Annotated in this window: 15 protein-coding genes; 6 read left to right on the top strand and 9 right to left on the bottom strand. The window is 72.0% G+C overall.

Annotated elements, in window-relative coordinates; all coding sequences use genetic code 11:
* Positions 1-140: 140 nt before the first annotated feature.
* Genes HUT19_RS14545 through HUT19_RS14555 form a run of 3 tightly spaced genes read right to left on the bottom strand, consistent with a single transcriptional unit; the run spans position 141 to position 3,612 of the window.
* Positions 141-1,925 (bottom strand): P-loop NTPase, encoded by a 1,785-nt coding sequence (locus tag HUT19_RS14545; protein ID WP_176180898.1) that lies wholly within the window; start codon positions 1,923-1,925, stop codon positions 141-143.
* Positions 1,926-1,948: 23 nt separating this feature from the next.
* On the bottom strand, positions 1,949-2,653 hold the full coding sequence (gene cpaB / locus HUT19_RS14550) for a Flp pilus assembly protein CpaB (RefSeq protein WP_176180899.1): 705 nt from the start codon (positions 2,651-2,653) through the stop codon (positions 1,949-1,951).
* Positions 2,654-2,703: 50 nt separating this feature from the next.
* Positions 2,704-3,612, bottom strand: coding sequence for a hypothetical protein (locus HUT19_RS14555; protein WP_176180900.1), 909 nt, complete (start codon positions 3,610-3,612; stop codon positions 2,704-2,706).
* A gap of 258 nt (positions 3,613-3,870) precedes the next feature.
* On the opposite strand from HUT19_RS14555, the gene HUT19_RS14560 reads away from it, so the two are divergent.
* Entirely contained in the window at positions 3,871-4,866 is a 996-nt protein-coding gene (locus tag HUT19_RS14560) for a chitinase (RefSeq protein WP_368661694.1), read from the top strand.
* A gap of 39 nt (positions 4,867-4,905) precedes the next feature.
* Here HUT19_RS14560 and HUT19_RS14565 read toward each other — a convergent pair whose 3' ends face one another.
* Both HUT19_RS14565 and HUT19_RS14570 read right to left on the bottom strand, forming a co-directional pair.
* The gene (locus tag HUT19_RS14565) at positions 4,906-6,198 is read right to left on the bottom strand and encodes a S9 family peptidase (protein WP_176180901.1); all 1,293 of its coding nucleotides are present in this window, start codon (positions 6,196-6,198) and stop codon (positions 4,906-4,908) included.
* Positions 6,199-6,315: 117 nt separating this feature from the next.
* Complete coding sequence (locus HUT19_RS14570) at positions 6,316-7,221, bottom strand: serine protease (protein WP_176180902.1); 906 nt, start codon at positions 7,219-7,221, stop codon at positions 6,316-6,318.
* A gap of 144 nt (positions 7,222-7,365) precedes the next feature.
* Here HUT19_RS14570 and HUT19_RS14575 point away from each other — a divergent pair, with 144 nt between their 5' ends.
* Positions 7,366-8,739 carry a M14 family metallopeptidase gene (locus tag HUT19_RS14575; protein WP_176180903.1) on the top strand — a complete coding sequence of 458 codons (1,374 nt, stop codon included), beginning with the start codon at positions 7,366-7,368 and terminating at the stop codon, positions 8,737-8,739.
* Between the two features lie 79 nt (positions 8,740-8,818).
* Here HUT19_RS14575 and HUT19_RS14580 read toward each other — a convergent pair whose 3' ends face one another.
* The 4 genes from HUT19_RS14580 to HUT19_RS14595 all read right to left on the bottom strand — a co-directional run bounded on the left by HUT19_RS14580 (position 8,819) and on the right by HUT19_RS14595 (position 12,910).
* The gene (locus tag HUT19_RS14580) at positions 8,819-10,291 is read right to left on the bottom strand and encodes a GntP family permease (RefSeq protein WP_176180904.1); all 1,473 of its coding nucleotides are present in this window, start codon (positions 10,289-10,291) and stop codon (positions 8,819-8,821) included.
* 227 nt (positions 10,292-10,518) lie between these two features.
* A complete protein-coding gene (locus HUT19_RS14585; protein WP_176180905.1) occupies positions 10,519-10,932 on the bottom strand; it encodes a RidA family protein in 414 nt (137 codons plus the stop codon).
* The gene (locus HUT19_RS14590) at positions 10,929-11,768 is read right to left on the bottom strand and encodes an IclR family transcriptional regulator (protein ID WP_176180906.1); all 840 of its coding nucleotides are present in this window, start codon (positions 11,766-11,768) and stop codon (positions 10,929-10,931) included. The genes HUT19_RS14585 and HUT19_RS14590 overlap by 4 nt, the downstream gene beginning before the upstream one ends.
* Positions 11,765-12,910 (bottom strand): sugar kinase, encoded by a 1,146-nt coding sequence (locus tag HUT19_RS14595; RefSeq protein ID WP_176180907.1) that lies wholly within the window; start codon positions 12,908-12,910, stop codon positions 11,765-11,767. Before HUT19_RS14595 ends, HUT19_RS14590 begins: the two co-directional genes overlap by 4 nt.
* A gap of 136 nt (positions 12,911-13,046) precedes the next feature.
* Here HUT19_RS14595 and HUT19_RS14600 point away from each other — a divergent pair, with 136 nt between their 5' ends.
* The 4 genes from HUT19_RS14600 to HUT19_RS14615 all read left to right on the top strand — a co-directional run bounded on the left by HUT19_RS14600 (position 13,047) and on the right by HUT19_RS14615 (position 18,197).
* A complete protein-coding gene (locus HUT19_RS14600) occupies positions 13,047-14,348 on the top strand; it encodes an amino acid deaminase (RefSeq protein ID WP_176180908.1) in 1,302 nt (433 codons plus the stop codon).
* A gap of 330 nt (positions 14,349-14,678) precedes the next feature.
* A complete protein-coding gene (locus HUT19_RS14605; RefSeq protein WP_176180909.1) occupies positions 14,679-16,301 on the top strand; it encodes an amidohydrolase family protein in 1,623 nt (540 codons plus the stop codon).
* Between the two features lie 141 nt (positions 16,302-16,442).
* Complete coding sequence (locus tag HUT19_RS14610) at positions 16,443-17,654, top strand: pyridoxal phosphate-dependent aminotransferase (RefSeq protein WP_176180910.1); 1,212 nt, start codon at positions 16,443-16,445, stop codon at positions 17,652-17,654.
* Positions 17,655-17,786: 132 nt separating this feature from the next.
* Positions 17,787-18,197 (top strand): hypothetical protein, encoded by a 411-nt coding sequence (locus HUT19_RS14615; protein WP_176180911.1) that lies wholly within the window; start codon positions 17,787-17,789, stop codon positions 18,195-18,197.
* Positions 18,198-18,362: the final 165 nt, after the last annotated feature.

Here is an 18,362-nt window from a genome sequence, read left to right on the forward strand (position 1 = left end):
GCCCCCGCCGTGGGGCGGTGACGGCCGGGCCGTCGGCCCTCTCGGCGGAGGCCGCGGGGCCGCCGGGGCGGGGGCGCGCCATGGCGCGGGGCGGGGCAACGGGTGCGGGCGCGGGGCGTCGTCGGCTGGGCCGCATGCGGTTACTCATCTCCGCCCGCCAGGTCCGATTCGTCGGTCGCGCCCGCCGTGCCGGTGACCGTCCAGGGGAAGTCGGCGGCGCCGGGGAAGAGGACCGGGACCTTCAGACGGACCGTGGCGTTGAAGACCCCGTCGGCACCGGCTCCGCAGGAGATGGAGGAGCTGCCCCGCCAGGCGCTCGGGATGTCCTTCCGGGCCGCCGACTGGCAGGCGGCCGGGCCACCGCCGTCCGCTGCGCCCGCGCGGGCGCCCTTGTCCGCGGAGTTGCCCGCCAGCGAGTAGGTGTAGCCGATGAGGACGAACTGCCAGATCACCGCGAGCACGATGAGGGCCAGCGGGAGGACGCCGAGGAATTCGACCGTGACCTGGCCGCGGTCACCACCGCGCTTGCGGAGGAAGGAGCCGGTGGAGGACGGCGGGACCTCGTTCAGCGCCTCCGGGCCGGTGCCCCCCTCCGCCCCCCTGGAGCCACCCGTGCCGCCCGCTCCTATGGCACGGCGCCGCCGCAGCCCCGGCAGGGTCCGCTCGCCGGATGCGGCGGCGTGGCCGCCCCGGTGCGCCGCGCGGCGGCCACCGGCGCCTCCGCCACCACCACCGGCGGCGCCCGCGGACGCCGCGTCGACCAGGCCGAGTTCCCCGGCCAGCCCCCACAGCGCCTGTTTGACGGCCGACTTGGCGTCCAGGTCCTGCATCCGGCCGGAGTCCACGGCGGGCTGGAGCTCCTTGAACCCGGCCGGGATCGCCGTACGGGCCACCGTCGTTCCCGTGGCGCGCGCGACCAGCTGCGGCTGGATCTCGGCCTGCCGGGTGTGGCGGTTGACGACGGTGACCGTCTCCTCCGCCTTGCGGACCTGGAGCCGGTCCCACAGCCGCACCATGCGCTTGGCGGCGCGGACCGCGACCACGTCCGGGGTGGTGACCAGCAGCGCGATATCGGCGGTTTCGACGACGGCCGCGCCCGCCGAGGTCATCTGGGTGCCGCAGTCCACGACCACCAGCTCGAACCGCGACCGCAGCGCGCCGACGACCTGCCGGGCGGTGCGGTCGGTCACCTCCTCGCCGCGTTCGCCCTCACCGGGCGCCAGCAGCAGCCCCAGACCGGTCTGGTGGGTGAAGACCGCGTCCTGGAGCACCCGTGGGGAGATGTCGGTGATCTGCGCCAGATCGGCGATGGAACGGCGGAACTGGACGTCGAGGTACGAGGCGACGTCACCGGACTGGAGGTCCAGGTCGACGAGGGCGACCGTACGGCCCGCGGCCCGCGCGGCGAGCGCGAGCTGCACGGCGGTCACGGTCGTGCCGACACCGCCCTTGGCGCCCGTCACCGCGACCAGCCGTCCGCCCGGGCCGGTGGTGAGGGTGTCCCCGCCGCCGCCCAGGTGACGCCGTACCCCGGTGGCCCACTGAGCGGCACCGTGCACCCGGGCCGCCAACTCGTCGTAGGACAACGGTATTCCGGCGATCCCGCGCGCCCCGGCGTCCATGGCGGCCGAGTACAGCGCGGGCCCGGCGTCCGCCGTCACCAGCACCACCCCCACCGCGGGGAAGCGGAGCGCGACCTCCCGGATCACCTCCAGCGCGGGCGCCGGGGCGATGCGTTCATGGACGAGGACAACCTCCGGCAGCTCCTCCAGGGAGGCGGCGGCCAGTGCGGCGAGGGTGTCGAGCAGTTGGGTCGAGTCGCCCACGGGCGCCGACGGCTCCACACCGGGCAGCTGGCCGAGCAGCCCGTCGAGGGAGCGGGCGGCGTCGGGGTCACCGACGGCCGGCAGAATCCTGATCGTCACCGCGGCACCTCCTCACTCATTACTCATTTGTCGCCGTCGAGGGTGTAGGTGCGGTCCCCGGGGGATACCGGGCCGTCCCCGGCGGGGGCGACCAGCGCGAGCCGCACATGCGAGGCGAAGGACTCGGCGTACGCGACCCGCTGCGCGTTCTTGGTGTCGAGCGCGAAGGTGATCGGTACGGCCTTGTCGATGCGCCGTTCGTCGTCCTGGTCCGGCTCCAGGGCGGTGAGCTTGCCGACGTCGATGACCCGGGCGCCCTCGACGATGAGCTTGGAGACCGGTTCGTCGCCCTGCCCCTTGCCCTCGAAGGTCGCGTAGATGTTCACTTTCGCACCGGGATTGATCTTGCCCGCGACGCCCGTCGCCGCGTCGATCATGATGGCGATCTCCTGCTGTCCGGCCTTGAGCGCGGGGCGGTTCACGATCATGTCGTCCTGGAGCAGCGACCCCTTGCGCAGCGGCGTCACGGCTATCTTGCCGCGGATGTCGTCGAGGTCGGTGACGGCGGTGGACGGCACCCACCGCTCCGGCATCGAGACCTTCTCGAACTTCCCCGCGTCCAGCGCCTCATAGGCGGGGATGTCCGAGGTGAGCTTGTAGGCGGTGGTCTCGGGCCCGACCTTGGACTCCACGTCGTCGATGACGGAGAGCACCCCGGCGAACGCGCCGGCGGCGCACAGGACCGACAGGAGCAGCAGTACGACTCCGCGGCGCTGGCGTGAATTCATGGGACGGACAACCTCGTTCGGGGACGCGGGACTGCGGGGACGCGGGGACGTTACCGGCTGGTCAGTGCGGGTCGGTGGGTCGGGATCAGGGCGGGGATGTCATCTCCGCGCGTCACCGGCGCGGAGCAGAACGCACAGCGGTCCCCGATGAGTTCGAAGCCGCACCAGTGGCACTCCTCTCTGCGGACGGACGCCACGAGCTGGTAGAGGACGGACAGGTCCGGGATGGCCGCCGCGAACTCGATCAGCTTGGGGGTGCCCCACCAGCGGGCGGCATCGGAGGACGGCTCGACCAGTTCCACGTCCCGGATGCCCCAGGCGGGGGCGAGCGCCCCGGTGACCCAGTCCTCCCGCCCGGCCACCGAACCGTCCCGGTGGCCATGGCTGTTGAGCTGTCCGGGGGCAACGGTCATCCGGGTGCTGTACGAGGGGGCGGGCAGCACCCCGTCACCACCGGCCTTCACCAGCCGCGGGGTCGGATGGGCGAGCACCGCGAAATGGGTCCCCGGCAGCCAGGACCTGACGTGCGAGGTGAGCCCGACCGGCACCCGGTCCAGCCGGGCGACGCTGCCGAGCAGCGCACCGGCGTGGATGTAGTGGGCGAGCAGCCGGGCGGAGCAGGCGAGCACCCCGGGGCTGAAGTCGGACAGCGAGAGCTGGCGCAGCTGACGGGCGAGCACGGCGACGGCCAGCGGCGGGAGTTCGACGGGGACGAGCGCCATCCGGTCGCTCTCCAGCACGGCGCGCAGGGTGTGCAGTCGGCGGACCACGGGCGGCGGGGTCGCGGCGGGATAGAGCACCACCAGATGGCCCTGCCGGTCCAGCAGCGCGGCGACCTCGGCGAGCGCGTGGTCGAGCGGCTGCTCCCGCGGCGGGCGGAGCACAACGGCCGACGGGGTCTGCCCGTCGGGCGGCGGAAGCACCAGCTCGCGGCCGGTGACTGCTATCGCGGTGGGCACGTCGGCTACCCCGTCTCACATCGGCACCGAGCGGCCGCGGCCGCAGGTCGTTACTGCCGGTCCTGGTGCATCGTCACTTTATCCACGAATGCCGCGTCAGAGAACAGTTCCTCTGAGTTACGGCCACCCGGTCCGGTGGCGGACGGCGCTTCCCCTTGACAACCCCATTGGTCTGAACCATTTTGTACGGCACGCCTCAGGGGCCCCTGGACGCGCACTCGCATTACCTCCCCCCTTCCCCCACGTACGGAGGCTGTCGTGATACGCGCAAGGTTCGGGAAAAGACTGCTCACCGCGGCCGCGGCGGCCGCCCTCGGCGCCGGCGGGCTGATGGCGGCCGGTACGGCGGGCGCGTCCGAGACGCACTCCGCCGCGGCCGTCCCCGCCCACGCCGTCACCGGCTACTGGCAGAACTTCAACAACGGCGCGACCGTGCAGAAACTCGCCGACGTGCCCGGCGACTACGACATCATCGCGGTCGCCTTCGCCGACGCCACGGGTACGCCCGGCGCCGTGGACTTCCACCTCGACCCGGCCGTCGGCTACAGCAGCGAGCAGCAGTTCAAGGACGACATCAAGGCCAAGCAGGCGGCCGGGAAGTCGGTCATCGTCTCCGTCGGCGGGCAGAACGGCACCGTGTCGGTCAACGACGACGCCTCGGCGAACGCCTTCGCCTCCTCGATCACCGGGCTGATGGACGAGTACGGCTTCGACGGCGTCGACATCGACCTGGAGAACGGGCTCGACGCCACCTATATGACGAAGGCGCTCCGGGCGGTCCACGACAAGAAGAGCGACGTGGTGGTCACGATGGCGCCCCAGACGATCGACATGCAGTCGCCGTCCAACGCCTACTTCAAGACCGCCCTGGGGATCAAGGACTTCCTGACGGTGGTCAACATGCAGTACTACAACAGCGGTTCGATGCTGGGCTGCGACGGCAAGGTGTACTCCCAGGGCTCGGTCGACTTCCTCACCGCCCTCGCCTGTATCCAGGTGGAGAACGGACTCGACCCCTCGCAGGTCGGCCTGGGCGTCCCCGCCTCCTCGCGCGGCGCGGGCTCGGGCTATGTGGAGCCCGGCGTGGTCAACGCCGCGCTGGACTGCCTGGCCAAGGGCACGGGCTGCGGGAGCTTCAAGCCCTCCCGCACCTACCCGGGGATCCGGGGGGCGATGACCTGGTCCACCAACTGGGACGCGGCGAACGGGAACGCCTGGTCCAAGGCGGTCGGCCCGCATGTCCACGGGCTGTAGCCGTGAGGACCTCGGCGGTTCCCGTTCACCCCGGCACGGCTACCGCAGGGTGCGGAGCCAGCGGACGATGTCGGCGGTCGCGGCGACGTTGGAGCCCAGATGGCGGGAGTGCTCGTAGTCGACGGCCCCGAGGTCGATGACGGGCGCGTCCACTCCCTGACGGCGCAGGGCGGCGTGGCAGACCGCGGTGTTCTCCACCGTGGCCTGCTCGTCGCCCCGCGCCAGGTAGAGCCGGGTCGGCACCCGCGGCGCCCAGTCGGTGCAGACGCCGTCGGTGGTGCGCAGCGCGGCGGCCATCCCCCCGGTGGGCTGGTCGAGGATCCGGCGGCCGTGCGGGGTCAGCAGCTTGTCGAGGGTGTCCGGGGTGCCCTCCATGAGCTGCCGCCCGGTGTGGGCTCCGTCGAACAGCGCCTCGACGGTCTTCGCGTAGGGCGCCCGGAACACCTGGCCGGGGCTGTCGTACACCCGGTGCAGCCGGTTGAAGGCGACCAGGGTGTACGCCGCGTAGATGACGCTCGACTTGGGTTCCAGCCTGCCGTCGAGCAGCGCCCGCAGCTCGCTGCCGCCGAAGTCGTACGCCCCGCTGACCGGGGCCAGCGCGCCCAGCCGGAACCAGCGGTCCTCCCCCGCCCGGAGGGAGCGGGCGAGGCCGAGCGCGGCCGACGCGCCCTGCGAGAAGCCGGTGACCGCCACCTCGCGGTCCAGGGTGTGGCCGGTGCGCGGGGCGAAGGCGCGGGCGGCACGGAGCATGTCCAGGGAGGCGGTGGTCTCCGACGGGACGTCCATCCAGGGGTGGAGGCCGGGGCCGGTGCCCATGCCGAGGTAGTCGGGGGCCACCGCGGCGAACCCGGCGGAGGCGTAGGTCACGGGCGGGCCGGTCAGGAAGTCGCGCCGCTGCATCGAGGGGGCGTCACTCTTGTGGACGCCGGTGCCATGGGCGAACGACACCGGGCGCAGCCTGCCGTCGGCACCGCGCGGGAGGACCAGCAGCCCGCTGGCGGTGGTGGGCCGTCCCTGGGCGTCGACCGTGCGGTAGACCAGCCGGTAGGCGTCCACGCCGTAGCGGGCGGTTCCAGCTTCGAAACCGGCGGAGGTCAGCTCGGCGGCGACGTCCTCCGGTCCGGCCAGGCGGTAGAGCCGTTCGGCCGACACCAGCGTCCCCCGTCCGTGGTCCTGCCGCTGCTGCCCGCCGGCCGCGGAGACCGGGGAGCCGGCGCCGGGGGTGGGGGCGGCGGCCGTGGCCACGGCCGGGACGGCGGTGCCCGCCAGCAGCAGCGCGGCGCAGAGGGCGGTCGCGCGGGTCGTGGTGCGGCGGTTCACATGGATGCGCATGGGGTCCCCGTTTCTGATGCGGTGTGACCAGGACCCCAGCCTTCCGCGCGGTACCCCGGGGGCGCACTGGTGGCCGCCCCCGGGCCGGGGTGTTGCCAGCACCCCTGTTCCGTTCGGTCAGGGCGTGGGCAGCTCACACCCCGGCAGACCGAGGTCGATCTTGTTGCCGGTGGTCACGCACCGGGTGATGCCGTAGGTCTCCTGGGCGTAGTTGATCCCCTGCCGGACCGTCACCGTGCCGCTCTCGTCGACCTCGCAGGGGTTGTTCAGGGTGCACTGGCCGCCGCTCTCGTTGCCGGTGTTGTTCACGGCCACGACCTTGCCGGAGGCGGTGTCCACGACGGGCGAGCCGGACGTTCCGCCGATCGTGTGACAGGCGGAGGTGTAGCGGACCGAATCCTTCCAGGTCCACTCCCCTTCCTTAAGACGATATGCAAATCCGTCGATATTGCAGGCGTAGATCTTCTTCCAGTAGCCGGAGACCACATTGATGCTGGCGCCCTGGACCGGGTGGCTGTCGGACAGCTGTAGGGCCCTGATGCCGTACCGCTGCTCGATCTGGGCGTATGTCGAGCTCAGTTCGTACAGCGAGATGTCGGTGTCGGTCATCGTCGCGTACGCGACCTTGGTGGCCCGGAGCGTGCCCGCACTGGCACCCGAGCTCCTCAGCAGGGTGAAGCTCCGGCTGGACGGCTGGTCGACGATCACCTCGCCCGCGGCCGGGAAGCCGCTGGACAGACAGTGTCCATTGGAGAGTACGAGCGCGGGGTCGGTGTCGGCGGAGCCCGGGGTCCGTACCACGGAGCCCGAGCAGTTGCTGAGCGCCACCGTGCCCGCGAAGTCCACCGCGCGCGCCGCCGCGCCCTTCGGAGCCGATGCGGAGGACGCGGCGGAGGACGCGGCGGAGGACGCGGCGGAGGAGTGGGTGGGGGTCGCGGCCACCGTGGGGGCGGCGCCGGTGCCCAGGACGGCCGCCCCGGCGAGTAAGAGGGCCGAGAGCGCACCGGCGAGAGGTCTTTTCATGGGGGGTTTCCTTCCCTCGATGAGAAGTTCCTTCCCCGACGACCATTTCCCACCCTTGACCATGTCATGCACATGGCCGAACACTGGCGCAGCAGTCGCTCGTCTTTCACCCCCACAGGAGACCTTCACCCCCCAGGAGAACTCATGCGACCACGCATCCGCGGCAGACGTTCTACCGCCCTCGCCGCCCTGCTGGCCCTCGCCCTCGCCGCCCCCATCGCCGCCGCAGCCGACGACCCGGCCTCCGGCCCCGCACCCGAGGCCGCGGCCGGGACCACCGCCGGGACCACCTCCGCGGTCCCGGCCGACGAGAAGGTCGCCCAGTACGAGGTCGCGGGCCCGGCCACCCAAGCGGAACGTTCCGCCGTCGCCGCCACCGGCGTCTCGATCGACGAGGTGGACGCCCGCTCCCTCGTGGTCACCGCCAACGCCGCGGAGGCCAGGCGGCTGCGCGCGCTCGGCTACCGGCTCACCGAACTGGACGGCCCGCCCGACCGCTCCGGGGGCAGGTCCGGCCGGCAGCCCTTCGACTTCCCTTCCGCCGACGCGGGGTACCACAACTACGCCGAGGCCAACGCCGAGATCGACAAGGCGGTCGCCGCGTATCCGGCCATTCTGAGCAAGCGCGTCATCGGAAAGTCCTATGAGGGACGGGACATCGTCGCCCTCAAGATCAGCGACAATGTGGCCACTGACGAGGCCGAGCCCGAAGTGCTGTTCACCGCCCATCAGCACGCGCGCGAACACCTCACGGTGGAGATGGCGCTGTATCTGGTGCGGGAGCTGACCACCGGCTACGGCAGCGACCCCCGGATCACCAGCGCGGTCGACGGCCGGGAGATCTGGATCGTCCCGGATCTCAACCCGGACGGCGGTGAGTACGACATCGCCACCGGCCGCTACCGGAGCTGGCGCAAGAACCGCCAGCCCAACTCCGGCTCCTCATCCGTCGGCACCGACCTCAACCGCAACTGGGACTTCAAGTGGGGCTGCTGCGGCGGCTCCTCCGGCTCCGCCGGATCCGAGACCTACCGTGGCCCCCGGGCCGAGTCGGCCCCCGAGGTCAAGGTGGTCGCGGACTTCGCCCGCAGCCGGGTCGTCGGCGGGAAGCAGCAGCTCAAGGCCGCCATCGACTTCCACACCTACAGCGAGTTGGTGCTGTGGCCGTTCGGCTGGACGACCAGCGACACCACCACCGGGATGACCCAGGACGACCGTGACGCGTTCGCGGCCGTCGGCAAGAAGATGGCCGCGAGCAACGGCTACACCCCGGAGCAGTCGAGCGATCTCTACATCACCGACGGGTCCATCGACGACTGGCTGTGGGGCTCCCAGAAGGTGTTCGCCTACACCTTCGAGATGTATCCGTCGTCCTTCGGCGGGGGCGGTTTCTACCCGCCCGACGAGGTGATCGACCGCGAGACGGAGCGCAACCGGGACGCGGTGCTCCAACTGCTGGAGAACGCGGACTGCATGTACCGGTCGATCGGCAAGGAGGCGCAGTACTGCACCGGCTGAGCCGGTGACCCGGCCGCGGACCGCCCCGGTGGTTCACCGGGGCGGTCCGCGGCCGAACGCCCGGTTGCGGCGGCAGGTCCTAGATCACCAGGCTGAGCAGCCCCGCGACCGCAAAGCCCGCCACCGACAGCACCGACTCCAGCACCGTCCACGACTTGAGCGTGTCCCGCTCGGAGATGCCGAAGTACTTGGCGACCATCCAGAATCCGCCATCGTTGACATGCGAGGCGAAGATCGAGCCCGCCGAGATCGCCATGATGACCAGGGCCAGATGCGCCTGGGACCAGTCGCCGTCGGCCAGCATCGGGGAGACGATCCCCGCCGTGGTGACGATCGCGACCGTCGCCGAGCCCTGGGCGACCCGCAGCACCAGCGCGATCAGCCAGGACAGCAGGATCACCGGCAGCCCCGCGCTGTCGAAGGCGTCCGCCAGCGCCTGGGCCACCCCGCTGCCCTTGAGCACCGCGCCGAACACCCCGCCCGCGCCCACCACCAGCAGGATGTTGCCCACCGGCTTGAGCGAGGCGGTGCACACCGACTCCAGTGCATTCCGCGACCAGCCGCGCCGGATGCCCAGCAGGTAGAAGGCGAGGAAGAGCGCGATGGTCAGCGCCACGAAGGGATGGCCGAAGAACTCGATCACCGAGCGTCCGGTGCTCGGGTCCAGCGCGACGGAGGAGAACGTGGCGCACAGGATGAGGACCAGCGGGGTCCCGATGATCGCCAGGACCGTGCCCACCGGCACCGGCCGCTCCGCCGGAGTGGCACCCGCGGCCCGCTGTTCGGCCTCGACCGCCGCTCTGGCCTCCTCGGCCGCCTCCACCATGTCCTGCGGTACGGGGACGAAGAGGCGCTTGCCGATCCACGCCGCGTAGCCCCAGGCGGCCAGCACCGACGGCACCCCGACCAGCACACCCATCAGGATGACCCAGCCCAGGTCGACATGGAGCAGTCCGGCCGCGGCCACCGGCCCCGGGTGCGGCGGCAGGAAGGCATGGGTCATGGACAGCCCCGCGAGCAGCGGCATCGCGTAGAGCACGATCGACTTCCCGCTGCGCCGGGCTGCCGCGTAGACGATCGGCGCCAGGACGAAGATGCCGACGTCGAAGAAGACGGGTATGCCGAAGATGAGCCCGGTCAGTCCCATGGCGAGCGGTGCCCGTTCCTGGCCGAACAGGCCGAGCAGCCGGGAGCTGAGCGCCTCGGCGCCGCCGGAGACCTCCAGGATCGCCCCCAGCATGGTGCCGAGGCCGATGATGATGGCTATGTGGCCGAGGATGCCGCCCATCCCGGTTTCGATGAGCGAGACGGCGTCGGACTTCTGGACGGTGCCGAAGAGTTCGGTGACCGAGAGCCCGGCGGCCAGGCCCACCGCGATGGAGACGCCGAGCAGGGCCACGAACGGCTGGAGGCGGACCTTGATGATCAGGTAGAGCAGAAGCGCGATACCGAGGGCGGCGACGGTCAGCAGTCCTGCGGTGCCATGGATGAGTGCGAGCAGACCACCGGTGTGCGGTGGGGTCTCGGCAGCGGGAGCGGCCGCGAGCAGCATGGGGAACTCCGGAAAAAGGGTAGGGGGCGGCGCCGCACGGCGGAGGGCCGCGCGGTCGGGATGCCGGGATGGGGGTGATCAGAACTCCGTGTCCTGCTGGTGTGGGGGGTTGGCCGGGATGGTTCGGGGACGGGGGATCCGCGGCGGGCGGGGCGGGGAAGGCCGGGGGACACAACGGGGACGGGCCTTGCGCACCCCCCGCCCACCGCGGGGGCCGGGGACGGGCGTCAGCCGAGGACGGCGAGCGCGTCGATCTCGACGAGCAGTCCGGCGGGGAGGCCGACGTAGACCGTCGTACGGGCCGGCGGCGCCTCCTCGAGGTCCGCGAAGAACTCGTCGTACAGGGCGTTGAATTCGGCGAAGTGGGCGGTGTCGGTGAGGTAGATGCGCACCATCACCACGTCCTCCCAGCTCGCCCCGCCCTCTTCGAGGACGGCCTGCACATTGCGCAGGGTCTGGAGGGACTGTTCGCGCAGGGTCGGTCCGACGGGGGCCGGGGCCTGGCCCGGGACCGCCGGGCCGAAGCCGACCTGACCGGCGACCTGGAGGATGTTCCCCTTCTTCACGCCGTGCGAGAACTTGGCGGGCGGGGTGGTGTGTCCGGCCGGGGTGATCGCGGTCTTCTGCAGCTTCTCGCTCATGAAAGGGGTTCCTTGGTTCTCTTGTCGGATCTGACCGCCTCGGGCTTCACAGCCCCGGGCGCTTCTGCCATGGCATCATGCGGCCCCCGGGCCGGGGCACTTCCCGAGTACTCCCGGCTGATCGCCTCCGCGGTACGGCGCACCAGCGGCAGCAGCGTGAGGAGTTCGTCCGCGGTGACGACCACATTGGGCGCCGACACCGAGCACGCGGCCACCACCCTGCCGTCCGCTCCCCGGATGGGCGCCCCGACACAGTTGATCGACTCCTCGTGGCCACCGAGGTCGGTGGCCCAGCCCTGTTCCCGAACGGTGGCCAGCTCCTTGAGGAACGCGGCGGCGTTCGGTGTCGAACGGGCCGTGTACGCGGGGTAGGTGAGCCGCTCGGCCACCGCGCGCCGCTCGGGCTCCGGCAGATCGGCCAGCAGCAGTTTGGCGACGGCGGCGACGGTGATCGCGACGGGTTTGCCGATCCGGGAGTACATCCGCACCGGATAGCGGCTCTCCACCTTGTCGATGTAGAGGACCTCGTCCTCCTCGTACACCGCGAGATGCACGGTGTGCCCGCACTGTTCGTTGAGCGCGACCAGATGGGGATGGGCGATCTCGCGGACGTCCAGGTTCTCCACGGCCTGCTGCGCGAGCGCGAACAGCCGGGCCCCGAGCCGGTAGCGCTGGTCCTCCTGGCGGTAGACCATGCCGTGCTCGTGCAGGGTGCGCAGCAGCCGCAGCGCGGTGGACTTGTGCACCCCGAGCCGGGTGGCGACCTGTTCCAGGTTGGCGGGCCCCTCCGCCAGCAGGGGCAGGATGCTCAGCGCTCGGTCGACGGTCTGGCTCATGGGTTGGATACCTCCACCGCTGCGGTCTCGGGGCCGGAATGCGCCGGATTCGTCCGGCCGGGGCCGAATCGCAGTGTGCCCCACGCGGCGGCATCGAGTGCCACCCATCGATCGGCCCGCGCACGGGAGGGCGGGGTGGCGAGGTCGCCGGGGACGGTGAGCGCGGCGGCCGCCATCAGATGGCCGTGGCGCAGCCGTTCGGCCACGGACAGGCCGCGCAGGGTGCCGGAGAGGAATCCGGCCGCGAAGGCGTCCCCGGCACCGACGGGCGCGACGACCTCGACGCGCGGGGCGGGTTCGACGGTGACGGTGTCCGCTCCGCCGGGCCCGCGGGCGTAGGCGGTGGCCCCGGCGGCCCCCCGTTTGACGACCAGCACCGACGGTTCGGGCAGCGCCGCCCGGATCGCGTCGGCGCCGCGCACTCCCCAGGCGGCCTCGGCCTCGTCCTCGCCGACGAAGACCAGATCGCAGCCGCGGGCGAGGTCGAGCAGGACGGAGGGGCCGCGCCCGCCCTCGTCCTGCCACAGCGCCAAGCGGTAGTTGACGTCGAAGGAGACCAGCGGGCGGCCGGGGGCGGGGGTGGTCAGTTCGCGCATCAGGGCGAGACAGCCGTCGGAGAGGGCCGCGGTGATCCCGGTCAGATGGAGGATCCGGCCGGACCACAGCTGCTCCCGCTCCATCAGGGACGGCGACATGGCCGCGGCGGCGGAACCGGCCCGGTAGTAGACCACCTCGGCGAGCGGCTCCCCGGCCGGGCGTTCCCGTGTGCCGGGCTCCCGGTCGAGCGCCGCGACCGACTCCCGGCCGGCCGCCGCACCGGGCTCCTGGCCGACCGCCCGCTCCCCCGCCGTACGGAAGTAGATACCGGTCGGGCGGCGGGGGTCGCGCTGCACCCGGCTGATGTCCACCCCCGCGGCCGCGATCTCGGTCAGCAGATGGTCGCCGAACCCGTCCGTGCCCACCCTGCTGATCCAGCGTGCGCGGTGCCCGCAGCGGGCCAGTCCGCAGGCGACATTGGACTCGGCCCCGCCGATGCCGCGTGCGAAGGAGGGCACATCGGCGAGGCGGCCCGGCCGGGACGGCACGAAGGTCACCATCGACTCGCCGAGGCACACGACGTCGACGCTCACGGCAGGGGGCACGATCGGTCTCGCTCCTCGCTCGTCGGGGTACGGCACACACCGTTGACCGGGTGCTTGGCGGGATGTTAGACAGCGCTGAGCGTCATACGCAATGAATGTTGCACATGTTGCAATCGATCAAAAGGGAGGCGCCTCCATGGCCACCGACCACAGCGGTCCGTCGTCCCTCGCGGGACTCGCGCGGGAGCGTGTCGACCACCGCTTCAAGGGGCTGCCCCCGACCGCCGAAGGCCGTACCCTCGGCGAACTGGCCGCCGAGCGGCGCTCCCTGTTCACCGGCGGGTTCACCACCCCGGTGCTGGCGCTGTCGGCCGAGGCCCTGGAGCACAACCTCATGGAGATGGAGCGCTACTCCGCCACCCACCACCTGGCCTTCGCCCCGCACGGCAAGACCTCGATGGCCCCACAGCTCTTCGAGCGCCAACTCGTCCACGGTGCCTGGGGGATCACCGCCGCCGTCCCCTCCCACGTGCGGATGTACCGGGCCTTCGGCATCCAGCGGATCTTCCTCGCCAACGAGGTCGTGGACGCCGCCGCCCTGCACTGGCTCGCGGCCGAGCTCGACGCGGACCCCGGCTTCCGCTTCATCGCCTACGTCGACTCCACCCGCGGGGTCGAGTTGATGGACGCGGCGCTCCGCGAGGCGGGCGCCCGCCGGCCGGTGGACGTCGTGGTCGAACTGGGCGCGGGCGAGGGCGCGCGGACCGGTGTGCGCACCGAGGCCGAGTGCGCCGTGGTCGCCGACGCGGTGGCGGCCACCTCCACCCTGCGGCTGGTCGGCGTCGCCGGATACGAGGGCGAGGTGCCGAAGCCGGATGCCGAGCGGGTCCGGACCTGGCTGCGCCGGCTCACCGCGCTGGCCGCCGGGTTCGACGCGGCGGGCCGCTTCGCGGGGCTCGGCGAGACGGACGAGATCGTGGTGAGCGCGGGCGGCAGCGCGTGGTTCGACGTGGTGGCGGAGGTCTTCGCGGAGCTTCCCGAGCTGTCCCGGCCGGTGCTGAAACTGCTGCGCTCGGGCGCGTACGTCTCCCACGACGACGGCCACTACCGCAAGCGGACCCCGTTCAACCGGATCCCGGAGGAGGGCGAGCTGCACCCCGCCTTCCGGCTGTGGGCCCAGGTCGTCTCCCGCCCCGAACCGGGCCAGGCGTTCCTCAACGCGGGCAAGCGGGACGCCGCGTACGACCTGGACCTGCCCGAACCCCAGGTCGTCCGCTCCGCCCGGGACGGCGCCACCCGCCCCGCCACCGGTCTCACCGTCACCGGCCTGTCCGACCAGCACGCCTGGGTCGCGGTCGCGGACGACACGGAACTGGAGGTCGGCGACTGGGTGGGCCTCGGCCTCTCCCACCCGTGCACCAGCTTCGACAAGTGGCAGCTGATCCCGCTGGCCGAGGCGGACGGAACGGTCACGGACTACATCCGCACGTTCTTCTAGGGTCCGTCTTCACAGGGGGCGTCCGGACGCGAGCGGCGTCTGGTGCAGGGGGCACCTCCCAGCGGTAGCTGGGGGAACACCGCACGGCGGAGGATCGCCCTCGTACCGGGCGTACGCGGGCGGCTGGTGACCACGCGGCCGGGCACCTCCCAGCGGTAGCCGGGGGCGCCGTGCCAGGCGTCGGGAGCAGGGCGGCCCCCCTGAAGACGGGCCTGGCCCATCCCCCCGCCCTTCCCGGGGCTGCGCCCGGGTTCCCCACGAAACCAGGGGCGGCTGGACGGGAACGACAGCGCGCCGCAGGCGCGACCGGCAGAACGAGAGGCATCCGCCATGGACCTGGTCATCCGCGACGCACACGTCATCGACGGCACCGGCGGGGCCGCCTACCGGGCCGATGTGGCCGTGGACGGCGGACGGATCGCCGCCGTCGTCCGGGAGGACGGCGGCCCGCGGCCGGGCGGACGGCGCGTGGTGGACGCCGACGGGCTGGCCCTCTCCCCCGGCTTCATCGACATGCACGCGCACAGCGATCTCGCGCTGCTCCGCGACCCCGACCACTCCGCGAAGGCCGCCCAGGGCGTCACCCTGGAGGTCATCGGCCAGGACGGGCTCTCCTACGCGCCCGTCGACGACCGCACGCTCACCCAGATCCGCACCGCCATCGCCGGCTGGAACGGCGGTGCGCCCGGAGTTGCGGACATCGACTTCGACTGGCGCGACGTGGGCGGCTATCTGGACCGCCTCGACCGTGGCTTCGACGGCGAGGGCATCGCCGTCAACGCCGCGTATCTCGTCCCGCAGGGCACCGTACGGATGCTCGCGCTCGGCTGGGAGGACCGCGCCGCTGCGCCCGGTGAACTCGCCCGGATGAAGCGGCTGGTGGCCGAGGGGCTGGAACAGGGCGCCGTCGGGATGTCCTCCGGACTCACCTACACCCCCGGGATGTACGCATCGGACGCCGAACTCACCGAGCTGTGCCGGGTCGTCGCGGCGTACGACGGCTACTACTGCCCGCACCACCGCTCCTACGGCGCGGGCGCCCTGCGCGCGTACGAGGAGATGGTGGCGCTCACCCGCGAGGCGGGCTGTGCGCTGCACCTGGCCCACGCCACCTTGAACTTCGAGGTGAACGAGGGCCGCGCCCCCGAGCTGCTCGCCCTGCTCGACGCGGCGCTCGCCGACGGCGCCGACATCACCCTGGACACCTACCCCTACCTCCCCGGCTGCACCACGCTCGCCGCGATGCTGCCGAGCTGGGCCGCCGAGGGCGGACCGGAGGCGACGCTCGCCCGGCTGCGGGACGACGCCACGGCCGAGCGGATCCGGCGGGTCATGGAGGTGGACGGGGCGGACGGCTGCCACGGGGTGCCGATCGCGTGGGACACCATCGAGATCTCCGGGGTGAGCGACCCGGCCCTGAGCGACCACGTCGGCAGGACGGTCGCCGAGAGCGCGCGGGCGCGCGGTGAGGCGCCCTGGGTCACCGCGCGCCGGCTGCTGCTGGCGGACCGGCTCGGCTCGACGATCCTGCAACACGTCGGCCATGAGGAGAACGTCCAGGCGATCATGAAGCACCCCGTGCACACCGGCGGCAGCGACGGCATCCTGCACGGCGCCAAACCGCATCCGCGCGCGTACGGCACCTTCCCCCACTATCTCGGCCGCTATGTGCGCGAGCTCGGGGTGCTGCCGCTGGAGGAGTGCGTGGCCCATCTGACCGGCCGCCCGGCGGCCCGGCTGCGGCTGCCGGACCGGGGTCTGGTGCGCGAGGGGTACCGGGCGGACCTGGTGCTCTTCGATCCGCTGACGGTGGCGGCGGGCTCGACATTCGAGGCGCCGCGCACCCTTCCGGTGGGGATTCCGCACGTTCTGATCGACGGGCGGTTCGTGGTGGAGGACGGCCGCCGGACGAGTGTGCTGGCGGGCCGGTCGGTACGGCGGCGCGCGGGCTGAACGGCCGTCCTCGGGGCCGGACGGACCGCACCGACGGCGGCGTAACGCTCCGGCGCCGGACGCCCCCGGGCGCTCCCGACCACCGTCCACGTGGTGAAAAACACCGAGCGTGGCCGGGGGCGGCACCGTAGGGTTGCCGACATGCAGGTGATCCAGTCCACGAAGCTCGCCAACGTCTGCTACGAAATCCGTGGCCCGGTGCTCGAGGAGGCGATGCGACTGGAGGCAGCGGGTCACCGCATCCTCAAGCTGAACACCGGCAACCCGGCGACCTTCGGCTTCGAGTGCCCGCCGGAGATCCTCGAGGACATGCTCCGGAACCTCGGCGACGCCCATGGCTACGGCGACGCCAAGGGTCTGCTGTCCGCCCGCCGCGCGGTGATGCAGCACTACCAGACCCAGGGAATCGACCTCGATGTCGAGGACATCTTCCTCGGCAACGGTGTCTCCGAACTGATCCAGATGTCCATGCAGGCGCTGCTGGACGACGGCGACGAGGTGCTGGTTCCCTCCCCCGACTACCCGCTGTGGACCGCCGCGGTCTCGCTCTCCGGCGGCACCGCCGTGCACTACCGCTGCGATGAGCAGTCGGACTGGCTGCCGGACCTCGCCGACATCGAGCGCAAGGTGACCGACCGCACCAAGGCGATCGTGATCATCAACCCGAACAACCCCACGGGCGCGGTCTACGGCGAGGAGGTGCTGCGCGGGATCACCGAGATCGCCCGCCGCCACCGGCTGATCGTCTGCTCCGACGAGATCTACGACAAGATCCTCTACGACGACGCCACCCACACCCCCACCACCTCGGTCGCCCCCGATCTGCTGACCCTGACCTTCAACGGGCTGTCCAAGGCGTACCGGGTCGCGGGCTACCGCAGCGGCTGGCTCGCGGTCTGCGGTCCGAAGGCCCACGCCGCCAGCTATCTGGAGGGGCTGACGATCCTGGCCAATATGCGGCTGTGCGCCAACATGCCCGCACAGCACGCGGTGGCCACCGCCCTCGGCGGCCGTCAGTCGATCAACGACCTGGTGCTGCCGGGCGGGCGGCTGGTGGAACAGCGCGATGTCGCCTATGAGCTGCTGACCCAGATCCCGGGCGTGACCTGCGTCAAGCCGAAGGGCGCGCTGTACGCGTTCCCCAAGCTGGACCCCAACGTCTACAAGATCAAGGACGACCGGCAGATGGTGCTCGATCTGCTGCGCACCGAGAAGATCATGATCGTCCACGGCACGGGCTTCAACTGGCCGGAGCCGGACCACTTCCGCATCGTCACCCTCCCGGCCAAGGAGGACCTGGCCGACGCGGTGACCCGGATCGGCAACTTCCTGGACGGCTACGGCCAGCCCTGAGCCCGGCCCCGAGGATGGCCGGACCGCCCCGGGCCGCCCCGGTCCAGGAATTCGATGATCCGTTTTAGCGAAGACTCAACTTTAGACAGCGTCTAAGTTAAGATGGCCTCCTGGACATCTGGGAGGCCATCCATGTACGAGCCGATCCGCACCAAGTCGGTCCACACCATGGCCGAGCCCGAGCCCGACTTCCCCCATCGCTCACGCGAGGAGGAGCTGGACATCCGGCTCGGCGGACATCTGACCGCACTGCTGACCGTCACCGACGAGCTGCGCGCCCTCTCCCCGGACCCGGCCCTGGACGAGGCCGCCGAGCGGATCGCCGCCCAGGTCGTACGGCTCGGCGACGGCCGCCGCCCGCTGCGGGCCGCCCCCTCGGCGAACTCCGCCGACCCGGCCCGGATAGCCGCCCTGCACCAGCGGGCGCACACCCTGGCCGGCTGGGCCCTGGTCCTGGCCACCTCCCGCGAGGACACCGCGGGCACGGCGCTGGCGGCCGAGCGCCTGGACGTCCATGCGGCGGCGCTGGGGCTGACCGACTGACGGGCCCCGCGCGGCGGGCTGGGGCTGACCGGCGGACGAGCCGTGCGGCTCCGGCTGATCCCTTTCCGGCTCCGGCCCGATAACGGTGCGGTAGCGGCCATGGCGGCCCCGGGTTCGCACCGTGTGAGCTGGGCCCATGGCATCGCGCGGAAGCGGAGGACTCGC

The organism is Streptomyces sp. NA02950, from assembly GCF_013364155.1.
Lineage (GTDB): Bacteria > Actinomycetota > Actinomycetes > Streptomycetales > Streptomycetaceae > Streptomyces.